Source organism: Micromonospora sp. LZ34 (assembly GCF_052981855.1).
On sequence record NZ_JBRIQN010000003.1, the window covers coordinates 183,992 to 202,430 of the forward strand.

General features: G+C 73.1%; 19 protein-coding genes and 3 tRNA genes. 17 read left to right on the forward strand and 5 right to left on the reverse strand.

The genetic code is table 11. The features are described from left to right. Positions 1 to 13: 13 nt before the first annotated feature. A complete protein-coding gene (locus tag ACVCAH_RS05155) occupies positions 14 to 940 on the reverse strand; it encodes a phytoene/squalene synthase family protein (protein ID WP_447134870.1) in 927 nt (308 codons plus the stop codon). Positions 941 to 1,005: 65 nt separating this feature from the next. Between ACVCAH_RS05155 and ACVCAH_RS05160 the strand changes: the two genes are divergently transcribed. The 15 genes from ACVCAH_RS05160 (at position 1,006) to ACVCAH_RS05230 (ending at position 13,012) form a co-directional block, all read left to right on the forward strand. Further along, positions 1,006 to 2,160, forward strand: a complete 1,155-nt coding sequence (locus ACVCAH_RS05160) for a polyprenyl synthetase family protein (protein WP_447134871.1) — start codon at positions 1,006 to 1,008, stop codon at positions 2,158 to 2,160. A 28-nt stretch (positions 2,161 to 2,188) separates the two neighbouring features. After that, entirely contained in the window at positions 2,189 to 3,670 is a 1,482-nt protein-coding gene (gene crtI / locus ACVCAH_RS05165) for a phytoene desaturase family protein (protein ID WP_447134872.1), read from the forward strand. A gap of 32 nt (positions 3,671 to 3,702) precedes the next feature. Beyond that, a complete protein-coding gene (gene idi, locus ACVCAH_RS05170) occupies positions 3,703 to 4,314 on the forward strand; it encodes an isopentenyl-diphosphate Delta-isomerase (RefSeq protein ID WP_447134873.1) in 612 nt (203 codons plus the stop codon). Then, entirely contained in the window at positions 4,304 to 5,245 is a 942-nt protein-coding gene (locus ACVCAH_RS05175) for a MerR family transcriptional regulator (protein WP_447134874.1), read from the forward strand. The genes idi and ACVCAH_RS05175 overlap by 11 nt, the downstream gene beginning before the upstream one ends. A 75-nt stretch (positions 5,246 to 5,320) precedes the next feature. Continuing rightward, on the forward strand, positions 5,321 to 6,118 hold the full coding sequence (locus tag ACVCAH_RS05180; protein WP_447134875.1) for a polysaccharide deacetylase family protein: 798 nt from the start codon (positions 5,321 to 5,323) through the stop codon (positions 6,116 to 6,118). Positions 6,119 to 6,269: 151 nt separating this feature from the next. Then, positions 6,270 to 6,342 (forward strand) — tRNA-Glu (locus ACVCAH_RS05185). Positions 6,343 to 6,372: 30 nt separating this feature from the next. After that, positions 6,373 to 6,449: transfer RNA gene (locus ACVCAH_RS05190), tRNA-Asp, on the forward strand. 98 nt (positions 6,450 to 6,547) lie between these two features. Beyond that, positions 6,548 to 6,621: transfer RNA gene (locus ACVCAH_RS05195), tRNA-Phe, on the forward strand. Between the two features lie 293 nt (positions 6,622 to 6,914). Next, entirely contained in the window at positions 6,915 to 8,120 is a 1,206-nt protein-coding gene (locus tag ACVCAH_RS05200) for an NAD(P)/FAD-dependent oxidoreductase (protein WP_447134876.1), read from the forward strand. Between the two features lie 14 nt (positions 8,121 to 8,134). Beyond that, on the forward strand, positions 8,135 to 9,031 hold the full coding sequence (locus ACVCAH_RS05205) for an RNA polymerase sigma-70 factor (protein ID WP_447134877.1): 897 nt from the start codon (positions 8,135 to 8,137) through the stop codon (positions 9,029 to 9,031). Between the two features lie 349 nt (positions 9,032 to 9,380). Next, positions 9,381 to 9,854 (forward strand): GNAT family N-acetyltransferase, encoded by a 474-nt coding sequence (locus ACVCAH_RS05210; RefSeq protein WP_447134878.1) that lies wholly within the window; start codon positions 9,381 to 9,383, stop codon positions 9,852 to 9,854. A gap of 242 nt (positions 9,855 to 10,096) precedes the next feature. Beyond that, a complete protein-coding gene (locus ACVCAH_RS05215; protein WP_447134879.1) occupies positions 10,097 to 10,741 on the forward strand; it encodes a dihydrofolate reductase family protein in 645 nt (214 codons plus the stop codon). 452 nt (positions 10,742 to 11,193) lie between these two features. Then, positions 11,194 to 11,535 carry a tyrosine-type recombinase/integrase gene (locus ACVCAH_RS05220; RefSeq protein ID WP_447135044.1) on the forward strand — a complete coding sequence of 114 codons (342 nt, stop codon included), beginning with the start codon at positions 11,194 to 11,196 and terminating at the stop codon, positions 11,533 to 11,535. A gap of 422 nt (positions 11,536 to 11,957) precedes the next feature. Continuing rightward, entirely contained in the window at positions 11,958 to 12,317 is a 360-nt protein-coding gene (locus ACVCAH_RS05225) for an ArsR/SmtB family transcription factor (protein WP_447134880.1), read from the forward strand. Then, complete coding sequence (locus ACVCAH_RS05230) at positions 12,314 to 13,012, forward strand: cation transporter (RefSeq protein ID WP_447134881.1); 699 nt, start codon at positions 12,314 to 12,316, stop codon at positions 13,010 to 13,012. The genes ACVCAH_RS05225 and ACVCAH_RS05230 overlap by 4 nt, the downstream gene beginning before the upstream one ends. A 90-nt stretch (positions 13,013 to 13,102) precedes the next feature. Here ACVCAH_RS05230 and ACVCAH_RS05235 read toward each other — a convergent pair whose 3' ends face one another. Further along, on the reverse strand, positions 13,103 to 14,077 hold the full coding sequence (locus ACVCAH_RS05235) for a hypothetical protein (RefSeq protein ID WP_447134882.1): 975 nt from the start codon (positions 14,075 to 14,077) through the stop codon (positions 13,103 to 13,105). A 262-nt stretch (positions 14,078 to 14,339) separates the two neighbouring features. Here ACVCAH_RS05235 and ACVCAH_RS05240 point away from each other — a divergent pair, with 262 nt between their 5' ends. Continuing rightward, positions 14,340 to 14,861, forward strand: coding sequence for an SRPBCC family protein (locus ACVCAH_RS05240; protein WP_447134883.1), 522 nt, complete (start codon positions 14,340 to 14,342; stop codon positions 14,859 to 14,861). 7 nt (positions 14,862 to 14,868) lie between these two features. On the opposite strand, the gene ACVCAH_RS05245 is transcribed toward ACVCAH_RS05240, so the two are convergent. Beyond that, complete coding sequence (locus ACVCAH_RS05245; RefSeq protein WP_447134884.1) at positions 14,869 to 15,573, reverse strand: DUF2786 domain-containing protein; 705 nt, start codon at positions 15,571 to 15,573, stop codon at positions 14,869 to 14,871. Between the two features lie 125 nt (positions 15,574 to 15,698). Further along, positions 15,699 to 16,088 (reverse strand): hypothetical protein, encoded by a 390-nt coding sequence (locus ACVCAH_RS05250; RefSeq protein WP_447134885.1) that lies wholly within the window; start codon positions 16,086 to 16,088, stop codon positions 15,699 to 15,701. Between the two features lie 161 nt (positions 16,089 to 16,249). On the opposite strand from ACVCAH_RS05250, the gene ACVCAH_RS05255 reads away from it, so the two are divergent. Continuing rightward, on the forward strand, positions 16,250 to 17,587 hold the full coding sequence (locus ACVCAH_RS05255; RefSeq protein WP_447134886.1) for an ABC transporter substrate-binding protein: 1,338 nt from the start codon (positions 16,250 to 16,252) through the stop codon (positions 17,585 to 17,587). Positions 17,588 to 17,652: 65 nt separating this feature from the next. On the opposite strand, the gene ACVCAH_RS05260 is transcribed toward ACVCAH_RS05255, so the two are convergent. Then, the gene (locus ACVCAH_RS05260; protein ID WP_447134887.1) at positions 17,653 to 18,414 is read right to left on the reverse strand and encodes an enoyl-CoA hydratase/isomerase family protein; all 762 of its coding nucleotides are present in this window, start codon (positions 18,412 to 18,414) and stop codon (positions 17,653 to 17,655) included. Between the last annotated feature and the right edge of the window lie 25 nt (positions 18,415 to 18,439).

The following is an 18,439-nucleotide window of genomic DNA, read 5'->3' on the forward strand; positions in this document are numbered from 1 at the left end:
CGGGAAGGGACGCTCAGCCGACCCGGGCCGGGACGCGGGCCGGCCCGGGGACGACCACCGGGGTGCCGGCCGGGGTGCGCAGTGCGCGGGCGGCCACCGCGAGTCGGCGCCGCCGCGGCACCACCGCCCGGCGGGCGAAGACGTCGTAGCCCTGTGCGGCCACCTCGTCGAGGATCCCGCCGTAGAGCGCGTACGCGGTGCGCATGCAGGCCTGCGAGCCGGGGGCGAGCAGGGTGATCCCGGGAGCCGCGGCGGCGTAGTGCGCCCGGGCACGGTCCACCTCGTACGCGACCAGTTCCCGGATGCGCGGCGTGGCGCGGCCCCGGGCGCGGGCCTCGACCAGGTCCCGCCGGGTCACCCCGAACCGGTCCAGGTCCTCGTCCGGCAGGTAGGTCCGCCCCCGGTCCAGGTCCTCGCCGACGTCGCGGACGAAGTTGGTGAGCTGGAAGGCGAGGCCGAGCTGGCGGGCCGGCTCCCGGGCGGCGGCCGGATCGGAGCTGCCCAGGATCGGCAGCATCATGGTGCCGATGACCGCCGCCGAGCCTTCCATGTAGTCGAGCAGCTGGTCGTAGCTGCGGTACGAGGTGACCGTAAGGTCCATCGCCATGCTCTTGAGGAACGACGCGAAGTCGTCCCGGTCGAGGTCGAACACGGCGATGGTGTGCAGCACGGCGGGGAGCAGCGGGTCGTCGACCGGCTCGCCGTGCAGGCCGGCGAGGAAGCGGCCGGCCCAGTCGTCCAGCCGGGCCGCCCGCGCGGACGTCGGCAGGTCCTCGGTGCGGTCGACGATCTCGTCCGCGTAGCGGGTGAAGCCGTAGAGGGCGTGAACGTGCCGCCGTTTCCACTCCGGCAGCAGGCGGGTGGCGAGATAGTAGGTGCGACCGTGGCGTCTGTGCAGCTCACGGCAACGCTCGTAGGCAGCGGTGAGATCGAAGTCCACCGGCCCTCCTCAGAAATCGACGCACCAATCGACGCAACTCACAACCCTAGGGTACGCTCAGCCGCATGGCCAACGAGGCACCCGCGGGTAATGCGCTCCGCACCGCGCCGGCAGAACCGGCCGGCGGGGACGACCCGGTCCGCGCGGTCCTGGCCGCGTACACCTGCGAGCTGATCACGGCGGTGGACGACACCCTCGCCGCCTTCCTGGCCGCCGAGGTCGACGCGCTGGCCGCGATCGACGCGGCGATGGGCGGGTTCGCCGCCACCGCGCGGGACTGCGTGCTCGCCGGCGGCAAGCGGATCCGTCCGACGTTCGCCTACTGGGGCTGGCGCGGGGCGACCGACGGTGCCGAGCCGCTGCCGCCGGTGCTGCCGGCGCTCGCCGCCCTGGAGCTGCTGCACACCTTCGCGCTGGTGCACGACGACCTGATGGACGCCTCAACGACCCGGCGCGGCCGGCCCACCGCGCACGTGGCGCTGGCCGCCCAGCATGTCGCCGCCGGCCACCGGGGCGACCCACGCCGGTTCGGCGCGGCGGTCGCGGTGCTGATCGGCGACCTCTGCATGGTCTGGGCCGACCAACTGCTCTCCCGCGCGGCCCTGCCGCCGGCCCGACTGTTCGAGGTTCGCCGCTGCTACGACCAGATGCGGGTGGAGACCGTGGCCGGGCAGTACCTCGACGTGCTCGGCGAGAACGACGCGGCGGACTGGTCGGTCGACCGGGCGCTGCGGGTCGCCCGCTACAAGACCGCCAGCTACACGGTGCAGCGGCCGCTGCTCTTCGGCGCCCACCTGGCCGGCGCCGGGGCCGACGCCGCGCTGGTCGCCGCCTACACCCGCTACGGCCTGGCCGTCGGCGAGGCGTTCCAGCTCCGCGACGACCTGCTCGGCGTCTACGGCGACCCGACCACCACCGGCAAGCCGGCCGGCGACGACCTGCGCGCCGGCAAGCCGACGGTGCTGCTGCTGCTGGCCCGGCAGCTCGCCACCCCGACCCAGCGCCGGGCGCTGGACCGGGCGGGCGCGGGCACCGGCGACCGGGAGGTTGCCCGGCTGGCCGAGTTGGTGGCCGACACCGGCGCGGTCGACCGGGTCGAGCGGATGATCGCCAACCGGGTCGCCGAGGCGCTCGCCGCGCTCGGCGACGCGTCGATCGACGAGGCGGCGCGGACCGCGCTCACCGGGCTCGCCGGCGCCGCCACCCACCGGCGGGCATGATGGGCGACTTCGTGGAGGAGGCGATCGCGTGCGGACCGTGAGCGGACCCACCGACCGGGTGGTGGTGGTCGGGGCCGGCCTCGGCGGGCTGGCCTGCGCGCTGCACCTGGCCGGCAGCGGCCGGCAGGTGACCGTGCTGGAACGCGAGCCGGTGCCGGGCGGCCGGGCCGGCCGGCTCGGCGTCGACGGCTACGAGTTCGACACCGGGCCGACCGTGCTCACCATGCCCGACCTGATCGCCGAGGCGCTCGGCGCGGTCGGCGAGGAGCTGGCCGACTGGCTCGACCTCACCCCCCTCGACCCGGCCTACCGGGCGTACTACCCGGACGGCTCGACCCTGGACGTCATCACCGACACCACCCGGATGGCCGCCGAGATCTCCCGGGTCTGCGGCCCCCGCGAGGCCGACGGCTATCTGCGCTTCGTCGACTACGCCCGGCGGCTGTGGCAGCTGGAGCGGGCCGACTTCATCGAGCGCAACCTGGACGCGCCGACCGACCTGCTCACCGGCAATCTGCTGAAGCTGCTGGCCGGCGGCGCGTTCCGGCGACTGCAGACCAAGATCGACCAGTTCTTCCGGGACCCCCGCACCCGACGGATCTTCTCCTTCCAGGCGATGTACGCCGGGCTCGCCCCGCACGACGCGCTGGCCATCTACGTGGTCATCGCGTACCTCGACTCGGTGGCCGGGGTCTACTTCCCGCGCGGCGGCATCCACGCGGTCTCCCGGGCGATGGCCGGCGCGGCGGAGAAGCACGGCGTGCAGATCCGGTACGGCACCACGGTCAGCCGGGTGGAGACCGTGGGCGGGCGGGCGACCGGGGTGCTGACCACCGACGGCGAGCTGGTCCCGGCCGACGTGGTGGTGCTCAACCCCGACCTGCCGGTGGCCTACCGCGACCTGCTGCCGCCGGCCCGGCAGCGCCGGCTCAGCTACTCGCCCTCCTGCGTGGTGCTGCACGTCGGTTCAACCCAGGGGTACACGAGGATCGCCCACCACAACATCCACTTCGGACGCGCCTGGCGGGGCACCTTCGACGAGGTGATCCGGCGCGGCAAGCTGATGAGCGACCCGTCCCTGCTGGTCACCAACCCGAGCCGGACCGACCCGTCGGTGGCGCCGGCCGGGCGGCACACCTACTACGTGCTCGCGCCGGTGCCCAACCTCGACCGGGCGCCGCTCGACTGGCGCGGCGACCTCAGCCGCCGGTACGCCGACCAGCTCGTCGCCACCCTGGAGGAGCGCGGCTACGTCGGTTTCGGCGCGGGCGTCGAGGTGCTCCGGACGATCACCCCGGCCGAGTGGGCCGAGCAGGGCATGGCCGCCGGCACGCCGTTTGCCGCCGCGCACAGCCTCTTTCAGACCGGCCCGTTCCGCCCGGCCAACCTGCACCGGACGCTGCCCAACGTGGTCTTCGTCGGCTCCGGCACCCAGCCCGGCGTGGGGGTGCCGATGGTGCTCATCTCCGGCAAGCTCGCCGCCGGCCGGATCACCGGCGGTGGCCGGTGAGCCACCCCCTCGGACAGAAAGGGCAGCAACCGGTGACCTCCCGGGAGACCCACCTCGTCGAGCTGGTCAACGACGCCGGCCGCGCCGTCGGCGAGACGACCGTGTCGGCCGCGCACCAGCCGCCGGGCCAGCTGCACCGCGCCTTCTCGGTGCTGCTGGTCGACCCGGACGGCCGGGTGCTGCTGCAACGGCGGGCCGCGGCGAAGACCCGCTTCCCGCTGCGCTGGGCCAACTCCTGCTGCGGCCATCCCACCCCGGGGCAGTCGCCGGTCGAGGCCGCCGACCGCCGGCTCCGCGAGGAGCTCGGCGCCGGCCCGGTCGAGCTCACCGAGGTGGGGGTGTACGTCTACTACGCCGAGGACCCGGTCACCGGGCGGGTCGAGTTCGAGTACGACCACGTGCTGCGCGGCCAGTTCCGGCCGGACAGCCCGCTGCTGCCCGACCCGGACGAGGTGGCCGAGCTGCGCTGGGTGGACCCGGTCGAGCTGGCCGCCGCCATCGACGCCGACCCCCGGTCGTACGCGCCGTGGCTGGGCGGGGTGGTGAACCGGCTGCTGAACCCGAACGGCCAGGTGGCCGACCCGGCCGTGATCCCGTCCGGGCTGCCGGCCGACGACGCGCCGGAGCCGCCGGGTGGCAGATGAGGCGCTGAGCGCGGGGGCGGTCGCCCGGCGGCTCGGGGTCGCGGTGACCACGCTGCGCACCTGGCACCAGCGCTACGGTCTCGGGCCGAGCGAGCACGTCCCGGGGCAGCACCGCCGCTACACGCCGGCCGACCTGGCTCGGCTGGAGGTGATGCGCCGGCTCACCGCCGCGGGGGTGGCTCCGGCCGAGGCGGCCCGCTGGGCCCGCCAGGCACCGGACGCGCTACCGGCCGACGCCGTCGTACGGGCGCGCCCGGCCGGCGGTCGCGACGGCGGACGGACCATCCCGGTGGGCCGGGCCGGGCCGGCGGCCCGGGGCCTGGCCCGCGCCGCGATGCGGCTGGACTCGCTGGCGATCGACGAGACGATCGCCCGCGCGGTCGAGGCGAACGGGGTGGTCGCCACCTGGGACGGGCTGCTGCGCCCGGTGCTAGTCGGCATCGGCGAGCGGCACGAGGCAACCGGGGGCCTGATCGAGGTGGAGCACCTGGTGTCCCGATGCGTCTCCGAGGCGCTCGCCGCGGTCGCCCGGGCCGCCGCACCGGCCGGGCCGCCGCACATCCTGCTCGCCTGCGCCGACGAGGAACAGCACAGCCTGCCGCTGGAGGCGCTGGCCGCCGCGCTCGCCGAGATCGGGGTCGGCTACCGGATGCTGGGCGCCCGGGTGCCGGTGGCGGCCCTGCTGGAGGCGGTCAACCGGACCGGACCGGCCGCCGTGGTGATCTGGTCGCACACCCGGCTCACCGCCAACCCGGACCAGCTCGACGCCCTGCTGACGGCGCACCGCCGGCCGCTGCTGGTGCTCGCGGCGGGGCCCGGTTGGCGAGCCGACACGCTGCCCGCGGGGGTGGTACGGCCGGTCGATCTCACCGAGGCGTTGTCGCTGGCCGTGGCCGTGCGGGACTCGCTCGACCGGCCGGCGGCCAGCTGACCGGGCTCCCGGAGCGCACCGAGGGTCCACTACGGTCGTGGGGTCCGCGAACCCCGACCCCTCCGGGAGCGAACGATGCGCCACCGCGCCCTGCCGGCGTACGCCCTGGCTCTGGTGCTCGTCCTCGCCGGCTGCGGCGAGAGCACCGCGACCGGCCGGCCAGCAGCCGGCCCCACCCCGACCGTCGCCAAACCGGTGCCCCCCGCGCCGAGCGCCGCCCCGACCGTACGACCGACCCGCCCCGCCCCGCCCCGTCCGCCGCTGCGGCCGCTGCCGAAGACGCTGCCGGCCGGGTTGCAGCGGGGCACCGGGGTCCGGCAGGTGGCGCTCACCTTCGACGACGGGCCCGACCCGGTCTGGACCCCGAAGGTCCTCGACCGGCTGCGGGCGGCCCGGGTCACCGCGACGTTCTGCGTGGTGGGGCGGAACGCGCGGCGGCATCCCCAGCTGATCCGCCGGATCGCCCGGGAGGGGCACCAGCTCTGCAACCACAGCTGGAACCACGACCTGGACCTCGGCCGGCGGCCGGTCGCCGAGATCCGGGCCGACCTGGTCCGGACGAACAAGGCCATCCAGGCGGCCGTCCCCGGGGCGCGGGTGCCGTTCTACCGGCAGCCCGGCGGGCGGTGGACGGCCGAGGTGGTGGCCACCGCCAAGCAGCTCGGCATGCGGTCCCTGCACTGGACCGTGGACCCGCAGGACTGGGGGAAGCCACCGGCGGCGACGATCGCCAAGCGGGTGCACGTCGCGGCCCGGCCCGGCGCGGTGGTGCTGCTGCACGACGGTGGCGGCAACCGGGGGACCACCCTGGCCGCCTGCACCAGCCTGATCGCCGACCTGAAGCGCCGCTACGGGGTCACCAAGCTCCGCTAGCCCGTTGAGCTGCCGTTTCGTGGCTCGCTGCGGCTACAGCCATACCGGTTTGGCCGACCGGTCGGGCATCACGTATGCTTTCCAAGCCTCCGGCGGGGCCGGATGGGAGCAAGTCCGCTTGAAGTTGCGAATGTGCAATGATGGCGGGGCCGCCCTCATCGTCTAGCGGCCCAGGACGCCGCCCTTTCAAGGCGGTAGCACGGGTTCGAATCCCGTTGGGGGCACGACCGGCGCAAGCCGGAGCAACATAGCTAGGTCCTGTGGAGCAGTTGGAGTGCTCGCCGCCCTGTCAAGGCGGAGGTCGCGGGTTCAAGTCCCGTCAGGACCGCCAGCGCTGACGCCGCGCACACCATGCGCGGCGTTCTGCGTATCGGAGCGTGCGACCCTCGCGGCGGAAACGCCGCCATCCGGGTAGCATGAGCCGAGCACGGCCAGGTAGCTCAGTTGGTACGAGCGTCCGACTGAAAATCGGAAGGTCGGCGGTTCGACCCCGCCCCTGGCCACATAGCCTTTCGCCGGGCTACAGGAGCGCCGACCAGCGGAAACGCGGTCGGCGCTCTGCTTTGTGCGCCGAAAGTCCGTCTGTCCGGTCTGACCCTCGTTGACCGACCGCGTTGAGCGCCTGGTCCAGGTCGGCACCGCGTACCTCAGCCGCGACGACATGGCCGCCCTGTTGCGGCAGATGGAGGCGATGGTGCTCGACTCGGCGCTCGGCGAGTGATCTGACTCACTGATGTCACAACCCGCCGGACGCGCGGTGTCTTGAGGCCGGACCTTGGAAAACGAAGGAGAGGCCATGGCCGAGAACACCGATGTCATCGTGGTCGGGGGCGGATACGCCGGCGTGATGGCGGCCAACCGCCTGACGCGGCGCGACGGCGTGACAGTGACCCTGATCAACCCGCGTCCGGCCTTTGTCGAGCGGATCCGCCTGCACCAGCTCGTCGGCGGGTCGGACGACGCGGTTGTGGACTACCAGAGGATTCTGGCCGGCGGCGTCGGGCTGGTGGTCGACACCGTGACCCGGATCGACACCTCCGGGCGTCGCGTGACCCTGGCGAGCGGCGGCACGCTCGGCTACGACTACCTGGTCTACGCCGTGGGCAGCGGCAGCGCCGACCCGAGCGTGCCCGGAGCGGCAGAGCACGCCTACCCGATTTCCACCCTGGAGGAGGCGCGGCGGCTGCGGCCGGTCGTCGACGCCGCGCCCGCATCGGCCGCGGTGACGGTGGTGGGAGCCGGGCCGACCGGCCTTGAAACCGCTTCTGAACTGGCGGAGCTGGGCCGGAAGGTGACCCTGGTGTGCGGAAAGGTGCTCGGGCCCTACCTGCATCCCCGGGCCCGGCGCTCGGTCGCCGAGCGGCTCGCCAAGCTCGGCGTGACCGTGATCGAGGGCCCCGGCGCGACGGTGACGGGCGTGACACGCGATGCCGTCCAGCTCGCCGACGGCCGCGAGCTGGGCAGCGGCGTGACCATCTGGACCGCGGGATTCGGCGTGCCGGATCCGGCCGCCCGCAGCGGGCTGAGCACGGATGCCTTGGGGCGCCTGCTCACCGACGAGACGCTCACGAGCGTGGACGACACACGCGTCGTCGCGGCCGGGGACTCGGCGGCGGCACCGTCGAACCTGCCGGTGCGGATGAGCTGCCAGTCCGCGGTGCAGCTGGGCCCGCAGGCCGCCGAGACGGTGCTGAGCCGGATCGCCGGCAAGCAGCCCGCCGACTTCAACGTCGGGTTTTTCGGGCAGTGCATCAGCCTGGGGCGCCGCGCCGGAATCGTCCAGTACGCCAGGAAAGATGACACCGCGACAGGGGTGTTTTACCTGGGTGGCGGGTCCATGGCGATGCTCAAGGAGACCGTGTGCAAGAGCACCGTCTGGCAGCTGGCGCAAGAGGCGCGCAGGCCCGGCTCGCTCAATTTCTGGTTCAAGGATCGCCAGCGCCAGGAGTTGCGGCGCGCCAGGGCCGGCGAGGCGCCGGCGGTCACCGGCCGGCGGGCCTAAGGAGAGGTGCCGAGATGAGCGACCACGCCGGTGACCCGGCGACCGAGACCTTCGTTGCCCACCGAAACCTGCTCTTCACCGTCGCCTACGAGATCCTCGGATCGGCGGCCGACGCGGAGGACGTGCTGCAGGAGACCTGGCTGCGGTGGGTCAAGGTCGATCTGGATCAGGTACGCGATCAGCGCGCCTACCTGATCCGGATCACCACCCGCCAGTCGCTCAACCGCCTGCGCACCATGCAGCGGCGCAAGGAGGCGTATGTCGGCCCCTGGCTGCCCGAGCCGCTGCTCACCCCGCCGGACACGGCCGAGGACGTCGAGCTGGCCGAGAGTGTGTCGATGGCGATGATGCTCGTCCTCGAGACGCTCTCGCCGACCGAGCGCGCCGTCTTCGTGCTGCGCGAGGCGTTCGAGGTCAGCTACGACGAGATCGCGGCGGCCGTCGACAAGAGCCCGGCGGCCGTACGCCAGATCGCGCACCGCGCCCGGCGGCACGTCGATGCCCGCCGTCCCCGCAAGGTGGTCTCCCCGAGCGAAAGGCGGGCAGCGCTGGAGGCGTTCCAGCGCGCGGTCGAGACGAGCGACCTGAGGGGCCTGCTCGACGTGCTCGCGCCCGAGGTGGTCGTGGTCAGCGACGGCGGCGGCGTCAAACAGGCCGCGCTGCGGCCGATCGTCGGCGCGGAGATGGCGGTCCGCATGTTCATCGGCAGCATGCAAAAAGTCGGAGGCACGCTCACCACCGAACCGACCGTGATCAACGGCAGCCCAGCACTGCTGTTCCGCCTCGACGGAGAAATCGACGGCGTCGCCGCGCTGCGGATCGAGGACGCTCGCGTGAGCGGCATCTACTACGTCCGTAACCCGGAGAAGCTGTCCCGCATCGAGTCCGAAACCCCGCTCACCCTGCATTGAGACGACCTTGAGCATCGATCAAGGCCCACGGCCACCACGGACGGCGCAAGCTGAGGGCCGCCTGACACGAGCTCCACCGTCACCTCGTCAGGATCTGAGGCTCCAACCGGAGGGGCCCGCCCCACCATCATCAACCCGCAACCCTTCCCGACACGGGGCATGAGCCAGCCTGACCACCGGCACACCCACGTCAGGTCGGCTCCACTGCCAGCGGTCCCTTCGACCGACATGGGCCACGAGCACCTTGCCACCAAAGTATCGGATGTCACTGATACGTTCGCCCCACGGACCGGGACGCGGAGCAAGGTCTGCACCAGGCAAACGAACCGGACACGAAGGAGAACACCGGGTGGCGGAGGTAGCACTGCGGCCGCTTGACGACGCCGACCTCGACACGCTGTTCGACCAGATGCGTGACCCGGAGTCGGTCCACATCGCCGCCTTCACTGCGAGAGATCCCGACGACCGTCAAGCGTTCGACGCCCACATGGCCAGAGTGCGGGCCTTGCCCGACGTCACCATGCGCGGCGTCACCCGCGATGGACGCCTCGTCGGCAGCATCGCCAGCTTCGTCATCGATGGCGACACGGAGATCACCTACTGGATCGACCGCGCCGTCTGGGGACAGGGCATCGCCAGTCGCGCCCTCGCCGCCTTCCTCGACACGGTTCCCACCCGGCCGCTGCATGCCCGCGCCGCCAGCGACAACATCGGGTCGCTCAAGGTCCTGCAAAGAGCAGGCTTCCGGATCATCGGCACAGAGATCTCGTACGCGAACGCACGTCGGACCGAAATCGAGGAGACCCTCCTGCGCCTCGATTAGCCACTGCTACGGGATTAATCGTCCACTGCCATCCCTTGGAATCGGACGTGCGGGCCTGGATCAGGGCGCACGGCATACCTACCGGGCGTCGCAAGGACGCTGACCGCGGGAACGGGGTGGTGACCGATGCACGGGGCGAGGCGGTCGACGAGTCCGAAGCTGGGTGCCGTCGCAGCGATGAGTCTGCCGGCGCCCACAGGTCTACCTCCCGACCGAGACAACCAACTCATCGGGAGTAAGGCATGGGCCTCATCCACATCGAGCTGTTCGCAACCCTCGACCTCGTCGGGCAGGCGCCCGGCGGCCCCGACGAGGACCCGGTGGGGTTCCCGTTCGGCGGCTGGCAGGCGCCCCTGCTGGACGAGGTCGCCGGGGCGCAGGTCGGTGCCGCGTACGAGGGCACGGACGCCCTCCTGCTCGGCCGGCGGACGTATGACATCTTCGCCGCCTACTGGCCGCACCAGGAGGGCGGCGAGGACAACGAGATCGCCACGCTCTTCAACAGCGTCCCGAAGTACGTGGCCTCCCGCGGCAGGCCAGACCTCTCGTGGGCCGGGTCCACCCAGCTCGGCCCGGATCTGGCCGGCGCGGTGCGCGAGATCCGTGACCGGCACGAGCACGTGAAGGTCGTCGGGAGCCTGAACCTGGTGCAGACCCTCCTGCGCGAGAAGCTCTTCGACCGTCTCGACCTCTGGGTGCACCCGATCGTGCTCGGCGTCGGGAAGAAGGTGTTCGACGGTGGCGCGGTGCCCACGAACGTCACACTCCTCGAACCGCCGGTAGCCAATCCGAAGGGCACCGTCTACCTGCGCTACGGGCTCGCCGATGGCACGCCCGGGACGGGCGACATGAGCGCACCCGATCGCGGTGCCGGACGCGACGACTGACGCCGCCCCACGCCAGGTGGGTCCGTATCGTCGACGGTGAATCCACCAGGTCGCCGCCGTCACGCAATGGTCTGGCAGGGCCCCGTCGCCCTAGCCTCGTTGCACCTTAGTTGCATGGCTGCCTCCGCCGGTTCTCTGACCTGCGAAATGCGGGTGCCTGAAAATCGGAAGGTCGGCGATTCGACCCCGCCCCTGGCCACTCAGCCTTCGCCCGGCTACAGGAGCGCCGACCAGCGGAAACGCCGGTCGGCGCTCTTCTGTAAGCGGAAGCGTCGATCTTGGCAGGTTGACCGTCGCCGCCCCCAGCAGCCGCCGGTCGCCGGCCTGTATCGCACGTCTATCGCACGCCGTCATGACCTGGGGAGTGTCATGAGCCTCGCAGATGACATCAGCGATGCTGTCGACGACATAGTCTCCGCAGACTTGCACCTGGAGCAGTAGGCACGAACCGGCTGTTCTGTCAGCCGCAATGGAACCCGCTGCGGGGCAACACCTTGTATCAAGCGTTCGTCCGGGCGCGGAAGCGAGTCGGCCTCGATGACGTCACCTTCCACGACCTGCGGCACACCGGTCAGCCCCTCGCCGCCCAGACCGGCGCGCCCCTGGCTGACCTGATGAAGCGACTCGGGCACTCGTCCATGGCGGCTCGCCGGTACCTCGACGCCGTCGACGGGCGCGACCGCGAGATCGCCAAAGCCCTCGCGGAACTCGCCGCACTAGTTCGACGCCGGAGGGGGGCACTCTGCCTCACCTTCCCTGGCGCCAGCCCTGGGTGGCTCCTTCGGGGCTGCTGACGGGCCGGACAGCACCGCCGGCTTGACCGGCCTGGCTGACGTCACCTGTCGCCCCGGGTCGGGTGCGCCCGGCGCCTTTGCGGCGCCGTACCGCCGCGGCTCCGGCCGCTCCCGCCGCAAGCAGCGCCGCCATCAGTGGCCATCGCGGGCGGCGACGAGTCACGGCTGGTTGCATCTTCGGAGTAAGACGGCGAGCCGCGGCTTCTTGCCTCTTCTGCAGGAACCTCTGCGCTCTCATTTCCTCATTGTCGGCACCCGCGCCGGCCCAGGCGACGAAATCGGTGCCTGCAAATGGTCCGGCTGACCCTGCCCGCCGGTTGGTGGCGAGGACAAGGGTGGCGGTCAGGTGCACCAGGCGGAAGGCGCCCAACACCGGTTGTGGAAGGCTCCAAACCATCGCGGTATCCGGCTATCATCGCTTCATGGCGATTGGTTGTGCTCCCGGGCTGGCTCCAGCCGTGGCGCTGTTCCGGTCCCTCGGCGACCCGACCCGGCTGGCGATCCTGCGCCGGCTCGCGTCGGGTGAGGCCCGGGTGGTAGATCTGACCGGCGAGTTGGGGCTGGCGCAGTCGACGGTGTCGAAGCACCTGGCATGCCTTCGGGACTGCGGTCTGATCGACTACCGGGTTGAGGGTCGCCAGTCGTTCTACGCCCTGGCCCGGCCGGAGTTGTTGGACCTGCTCCGCTCGGCGGAACAGGTTTTGGCCGCCACCGGTGACGCGGTCGCTCTGTGCCCGGTCTACGGCACTCCGTCCGGCTCTCCTGCGGAGGTGACGGCGTGAGCGTGTCGCTGCTGACTCCGGAGCGTCGGGCGGTGCTGTCGCGCCGCAGTCTGTGGCTGGCCTACGCCACCGCCGGCTACAACCTGCTGGAGGGCCTGGTCGCGATCGCCGCCGGCACGGCGGCCTCCTCGACCGCCCTGATCGGCTTCGGCCTGGACTCGTTCGTCGAGGTGTCCAGCGCCGCCGTGCTGATCTGGCAGTTCCGCTCCCGGGTGCCGGAGGATCGGGAGCGGCTCGCGCTGCGGCTGATCGGCGTGTCGTTCTTCGCCCTGGCCGCCTGGGTCACGTTCGACGCCGTACGGTCGCTGCTGGCCGGCGGGGACGCCGACGCCAGTCCGGTCGGCATCGGCCTCGCTGGCGCGTCGCTGGTCGTGATGCCGCTGCTCGTACGGGCCAAGCGGCGCACCGGCCGGGAACTCGGCTCGGCCACCGTCATGGCGGACTCGACGCAGACCCTGTTGTGCACCTACCTCTCCGCGGTACTGCTCGTCGGCCTGGTCCTCAACGCCGCGTGGGGCTGGTCGTGGGCCGACCCGGTCGCCGCGCTCGTCATCGCCGCGGTCGCGGTCAAGGAGGGCGTGGAAGCCTGGCGCGGCGAGCACTGCGACGACTGCGCGCCCCTGCCCGCCGCCGGCGCGCCTGTCAGCCAGCCCTCGGACTGCGCCGACGGCTGCTGCACCGACGGGAAGGCATGACGACCGGCCTGCCGCGCCTGCCCGGCCTGGGTGATTTCCCAGGAATGATTTCCCAGGGATGAGGGCACAGGTCCACCGACCCAGCGGCGGTCAGCGCGGCCGGTGCTGGCTCACCCCCGTCTGGATCGCCTCCCAGACGCTGCGCCCGGCCTGCCGGAGTGCCTCGCTGGCCTGGGCGGCCAGGTCGGTCGGGCTCGGGGCCTCGCCGCCCTGCTGGCCCGGACCGCCACCCGGCCCGCCCTGACCCTGCTGCGCCCGCTCCCCCTGCCCGCCGCCGCCCGGCTGGCCCGGTGCGCCACCCGGCTGCTGCTGCCCCTGGCCACCGCCACCCGGCCGACCCTCGCCCGGCCGCCCCGGCTGTCCCGGCCCGCCCTGGCCCTGCGCGCCGCCCGGCGCGCCCTGCCGGCCCTGCTCGGCCGGGCCGCCGGCCTGCTGCTGGCCACCCTGTGCCGCGCCCCGGGCGACCGCGCCCGGTCCCTGGTACTCCGCCCGGGCGCTGATCGAGCCGATCTGCTGGCCGAGCCGGTCCACCACCGTGTCGAGGTGCTCGGTGCTGCCGGTGACCTGCTGGGCCGTGCGGTGCACGTCGTCGACCACCCCGCCGTCGCCGCGGGCCAGGTTTTCGATGATCTGCGGGTTCCGGTCGACCGTGGTCAGCGCGCGATCCAGGATTTCCATCACCTTCTCCAGCCGCACCTTGAGCAGGAGTTCGGCGCGCACGTCGGTGATGTCCAACTCGACGCCTTGCAGGTCGACCCGTACCCCGGCGTCGAGATGCACCATGTTCGCCAGCCGGGCCTTGAGCGAGATGTCGGCGCGCAGCGTGTCCACGGCCAGCCGGAGGGACTCGACCCTGAGGTCGGGCACGTCCAGCAGCACGTCCGGCTCACCCGGCCGGTCCGACCGGCGATCCGCCGCGTCCGGCTGCTCGCCGTACCGCGCCTGCCGCGTGCGCCGCTCGCCCTCCGGCTGCCGGCCTGGGCGCTCGCCCTGCCCACCCGGCTGCTCGCCCTGCCCACCCGGCTGCTGCTGATCCTGGTGACCCGACCCGGTCTCGCTCATCATCCCCACTCCCCGCTGCCAGCCCGACGGCCGGGTGACAGCCCGGCCGTCGCCGGGCGCGCTTACCCGCTCGCCGGGGCGCCATCCCTCGCCGCTGGCGGCAGCCGTCCGGCCCCGCCGTGGCGCCCTGCCGTTCACCGTCGCGTCAGCCGCCGCAGGGACGGCGGCGACCGCACCGGCCCACGACCGGGGCTGCGCCGGCTGTCCGGAACCGGGCACCGCTCGAAGCTGCACACCCGGGCATCAGCCGGTATGGTCCGGGCCTATGGGACAGGGGACGGCTGATCCGAGAGAGATCCGGCAGGATTGCCAGCGGTTCTCGCTACGCAACCGCCTCCTCGTCCCCGCTCCGCCCGCGCGGGCGTTCGCGGTGTTCACCGGGGCGTTGGCCGACTGGTGGGTGACCGAATACACCTGGTCCGGGCCGGCGCACCTGGCCGAGCTGGGGATCGAGCCACGGGCCGGCGGCATGCTCTATGAGATCGGCCCGTACGGCTTCCGCAACGACTGGGGCCGGGTGCTGACCTGGGACCCGCCCCGGCGGCTGGTCTTCACCTGGCAGATCGGCGCCGACCGGGTGCCGGTGCCGGACCCGGCCCGGGCCAGCGAGGTCGAGGTGCTCTTCCACCCGGAGGGGTCGGGGCAGACCCGGGTGGAGGTCGTGCACCGGCACTTCGACCGGCACGGCGACGCGGCGGAGGGCTACCGGCAGGCGCTGACCGCCGGCTGGCACGAACTGCTCTCCCGCTATGCCGCCTCGGTCGGCCGGCACTCCGACAGCGACTGACCCGCCCTCAGCGCCCCAACCCGGGCCGGCCGCCGGGCGCCGGGACCACCCGGCCGCCCAGGTCGGCGCGGCGACCCGCGGCCGCGCCGGAGCCGAATCCGGAACCGGCCAGCCGGCGCGGCGGTGCGGTGCGCAGCCGCGGGTAGACCTCGGCGAGCCGGCGCCGCACCCGGTCGGACCGGTCCGCGAGCACCAGCGCGACCGAGGGGGTGCCAACCTCGGTGGCCGCGTCCTCCTCGGCCGCGCGCAGCCGGCCCCCGACCACCTGGGCGAAGCCGGCCACCCAGGACCGCCGGAACGCGGCCGGGTGCTCGCCCGGTGGCACCACCGCGCCCGCCAGGCCGTGCGCCGCCTGCACCAGCAGCGAGGTGAAGAGCAGGTCGACCCGTTCCAGGTCGCTGGCGAACCCGAACAGGTGCATCGCGAACCCGCTGCCCTGCCGGCGGCGTACGCAGCGGCAGCGCAGCGGCTCCGCCACCGCGGCGAGCAGGCCGGCCTTGTCCCGGGCGTACGGGGCGACGACCTCGACCACCTGGTCGCCGACCGGGTCGGTGGCGGGGTCGCGGGCGGCGAGCAGCGCCCGGTCCATGCCGTAGCGGGCGATCAGCTCGGTCGCCTTGGCGGTGAACGCGGCCGCCTCGGCGGGCGTGCAGGCCGGGTCCTCGGCCTGGGCCAGCAGCTTGCGCACCTTGCTCAGCATGGCCTCGGACATCCCACAGACCTATTCACGGCGGGCCGACGGCCGGGACGCAGCGCCGTCCGAGGGCGGAGCAGGCGGCGCACCGTCCACACCGGAGCCTGAGACGCGGCGCCCGCCCCCCGACGGGCGCCGCGCACTCAGCCGGCCCGGTGGCGCAGCGTGGCCACCGTCGAGCCGGCGAGGGTGAGCAGGCAGTCCGGGAGCAGGCCGTCGGCGACCGCCGCGCCGAACAGCGCCTCGCCGGTGTCCGCGTCGGCGTTGGCGTACGCGCTGACGAAGCGGGCCACCCAACGGGTGTCGTAGCCGGCCTGGTCGATGCCGGGAAAGTCCAGGGCGCACGCCCCTCGCGGCGCCTCGTCGCCCACCATCGCGGCGGCCAGGCACCACGCCACCCCGTACGCGCCGGCCAGGCCGGACCGGTCGACCACCGCGTCGAAGGTGCCCACCACCGCGTCGCCGTCGCCGGCCAGCGCGGAGTGGAGCACGGCGGCCGCGTCGTCGAGGATCTGCTGTGGTGAGTTCGTCACCCCGTGCACGGTAGGGGGGCGGGTCAAGCCACCACCTCCGGCCGATCATCACTCTGTGTAGGCAGGGCGGGCTACCTGCGGATTGACCGGGCTCCACGGTCCCGCCGTTTCGGCCGGCACGCTAATGTGCGCAGCGGACCTTCGCCGGAGGAAGGACGACCATGCTCATGTCACGCGCCTCGCGGGCGGCCACCCTGGCCGCCTGCGCGACGTTCCTGCTCGCCACCAGCGCATGCGGGACCGACCAGCCCGAGGAGACGACCACCCACCAGGTGCGCCTCTACGGGACCGACGGCAACATGCTCAACTCGTACCCAGCCGAGTTGAAGGAGCGGGCCAATCTGGTCGACGGCATGAAGGGCACCACGCCGCTCACGCCGCTGCCGGAGGACTTCAAGAACCGGCTACGCACCGTGGACCCGAAGCTGACCGACTTCCTCTACTCCGCCGAGGCGTACGACGCGGTCGTGATCAGCGCGCTGGCCGCCCAGCTGGCCGGCACCACGAACCCGGCCGCCATCGCCAAGCAGATCGTCGGCGTCACCAACGGCGGGCAGCGCTGCGAGGACCCGGCGACCTGCCTCGCGCTGGCCCGCAACGGGCAGGACATCGAGTACCGCAGCGTCTCGCTCACCCGGGCGGGCTTCACCGACGCCGGCGAGCCGGCCACGGCCAGCTACGCCACGCTGCACTTCGACGGTCAGCAGCTCAACGACGGCAAGACCGAGTTCGTCGGGGCCGGTGACGAGTCGGCGGCCAGTACCAAGGCGCCGCCGAAGGCGAAGAAGCAGCGCGGCAAGGCCGCGGACGCCCCGCTGGTGCTGGGCGGCCTGCTGCCGAAGACCGGTGACCTGGCCCTGGCCAACCCGCCGATCGCGGCCGGCGCGGCGCTGGCCCTCGACGAGATCAACGGGGCCGGCGGCGTGCTCGGCGAGAAGGTGACCTGGATCGACGGCGACGACGGCACCAACCCGGAGGTCGCCAAGGCGACCGTGGCCAGCCACGTCGAGGCGGGCGTCCACGTCATCATCGGCGCCGGCGGTTCGGGCATCTCCCGGGCCGTGCTGCCCGACGTGGTGAAGGCCGGCAAGGTGATGATTTCCCCGTCGAACACCGACGCCAGCCTGACCGAGGTGGACGACAAGGGCCTCTACTTCCGTACCGCGCCGCCGGACAGCCTCCAGGGCCGCGCGCTCGCCGACGTGATACTCCGCGACGGCCCGCGCAAGATCGCTCTGGTCGCCCGGAAGGACTCCTACGGTGAGGGCCTCCAGGGCAACGTCCGGGAGGAGCTGGAGCGGGCCGGCTTCGGCCCCGACCGGGTGAAGCTGCTCACCTACGACCCGGGGGAGGGCGCCGAGGCCCCGCCGGTCGACTTCACCAGCGGCGCCAAGGAGATCAAGGACTTCGGCGCGGAGGCCGTGCTGATCATCGGCTTCGCCGAGTCGGCGCAGGTCATCCGGGCGCTGGCGGACGCCGGAGTGCAGATCCGGCACTGACCGCCGCACAGCCGCGGGACGGCCGCACCGGTTGACCGGTGCGGCCGTCCGTCGTTACGGGGAGTTCAGCGCGGGCGCCGCCGTTCGAGGAACTCGGTCATCCGCCGGTGCTTCTCCTCGTCCTCGAAGAGCACCGCCTGGCTGACCAGGTCGAGCTGCGGGTGGGCGGCGGCCGGCGCGTCGACGGCCAGCTTGGTCAGCCGCAGCGCCAGCGCGGAGCCCTTGGCCATCTCGTCGATCAGGCCGTGCGCGGCCGGCAGCAGGTCGCCCGGCTCGGCCACCACCCGGTTGACCAGCCCGATCTGCAGCGCCTCCGCCGCGTCCACCCGGCGCCCGGTGAAGAGCAGTTCCTTGGCCCGGGCCTCGCCGACCAGCGCCGGCAGGCGGTGGGTCGCGCCGGCGCCGGCCAGGATGCCCAACCGCACCTCCGGCTGGCCGAAGACCGCGCGCTCCGTGCAGACCCGCAGGTCGCAGGCGTACGCCAGCTCGGCGCCGCCGCCCAGCGCCGGGCCGTCCACGGCCGCCACGGTCGGCATCGGCAGCGCCCGGATCCGGGCGAACGCGGCCGAGTTGATCGCGGCCAGCGCCTCCAGCCGCCCGCGTTCGCGCAGCTGCCCGATGTCCGCGCCGCCGGCGAAGATGCCGTCCGTCCCGCCGGTGAGCAGCAGCAGCCGGGGGCGCGCCTCCAACTCGGCGCAGACCGCGTGCAGCGCGGCGATCAGATCGGCGTCGATCGCGTTGCGCTTCTCCGGCCGGTCCAGGGTCACCACCAGCCGGTCCGGATGCTCCTCGACCCGCAGCCCGGTGCCGTACGCCGCCGCGCTCACGGTGTCGCCTTCGTTCGCGACTGCG

Bases quoted from the DNA above. Each gene is read 5' to 3' on its own strand.
- ACVCAH_RS05235 (WP_447134882.1), bottom strand. From the start codon at position 14,077: ATGATGAGCGAGACCGGGTCGGGTCACCAGGATCAGCAGCAGCCGGGT.
- ACVCAH_RS05240 (WP_447134883.1), top strand. From the start codon at position 14,340: ATGGGACAGGGGACGGCTGATCCGAGAGAGATCCGGCAGGATTGCCAG.
- ACVCAH_RS05205 (WP_447134877.1), top strand. From the start codon at position 8,135: ATGAGCGACCACGCCGGTGACCCGGCGACCGAGACCTTCGTTGCCCAC.
- ACVCAH_RS05225 (WP_447134880.1), top strand. From the start codon at position 11,958: ATGGCGATTGGTTGTGCTCCCGGGCTGGCTCCAGCCGTGGCGCTGTTC.
- ACVCAH_RS05255 (WP_447134886.1), top strand. From the start codon at position 16,250: ATGCTCATGTCACGCGCCTCGCGGGCGGCCACCCTGGCCGCCTGCGCG.
- ACVCAH_RS05200 (WP_447134876.1), top strand. From the start codon at position 6,915: ATGGCCGAGAACACCGATGTCATCGTGGTCGGGGGCGGATACGCCGGC.
- ACVCAH_RS05215 (WP_447134879.1), top strand. From the start codon at position 10,097: ATGGGCCTCATCCACATCGAGCTGTTCGCAACCCTCGACCTCGTCGGG.
- ACVCAH_RS05180 (WP_447134875.1), top strand. From the start codon at position 5,321: ATGCGCCACCGCGCCCTGCCGGCGTACGCCCTGGCTCTGGTGCTCGTC.
- ACVCAH_RS05160 (WP_447134871.1), top strand. From the start codon at position 1,006: ATGGCCAACGAGGCACCCGCGGGTAATGCGCTCCGCACCGCGCCGGCA.
- ACVCAH_RS05245 (WP_447134884.1), bottom strand. From the start codon at position 15,573: ATGTCCGAGGCCATGCTGAGCAAGGTGCGCAAGCTGCTGGCCCAGGCC.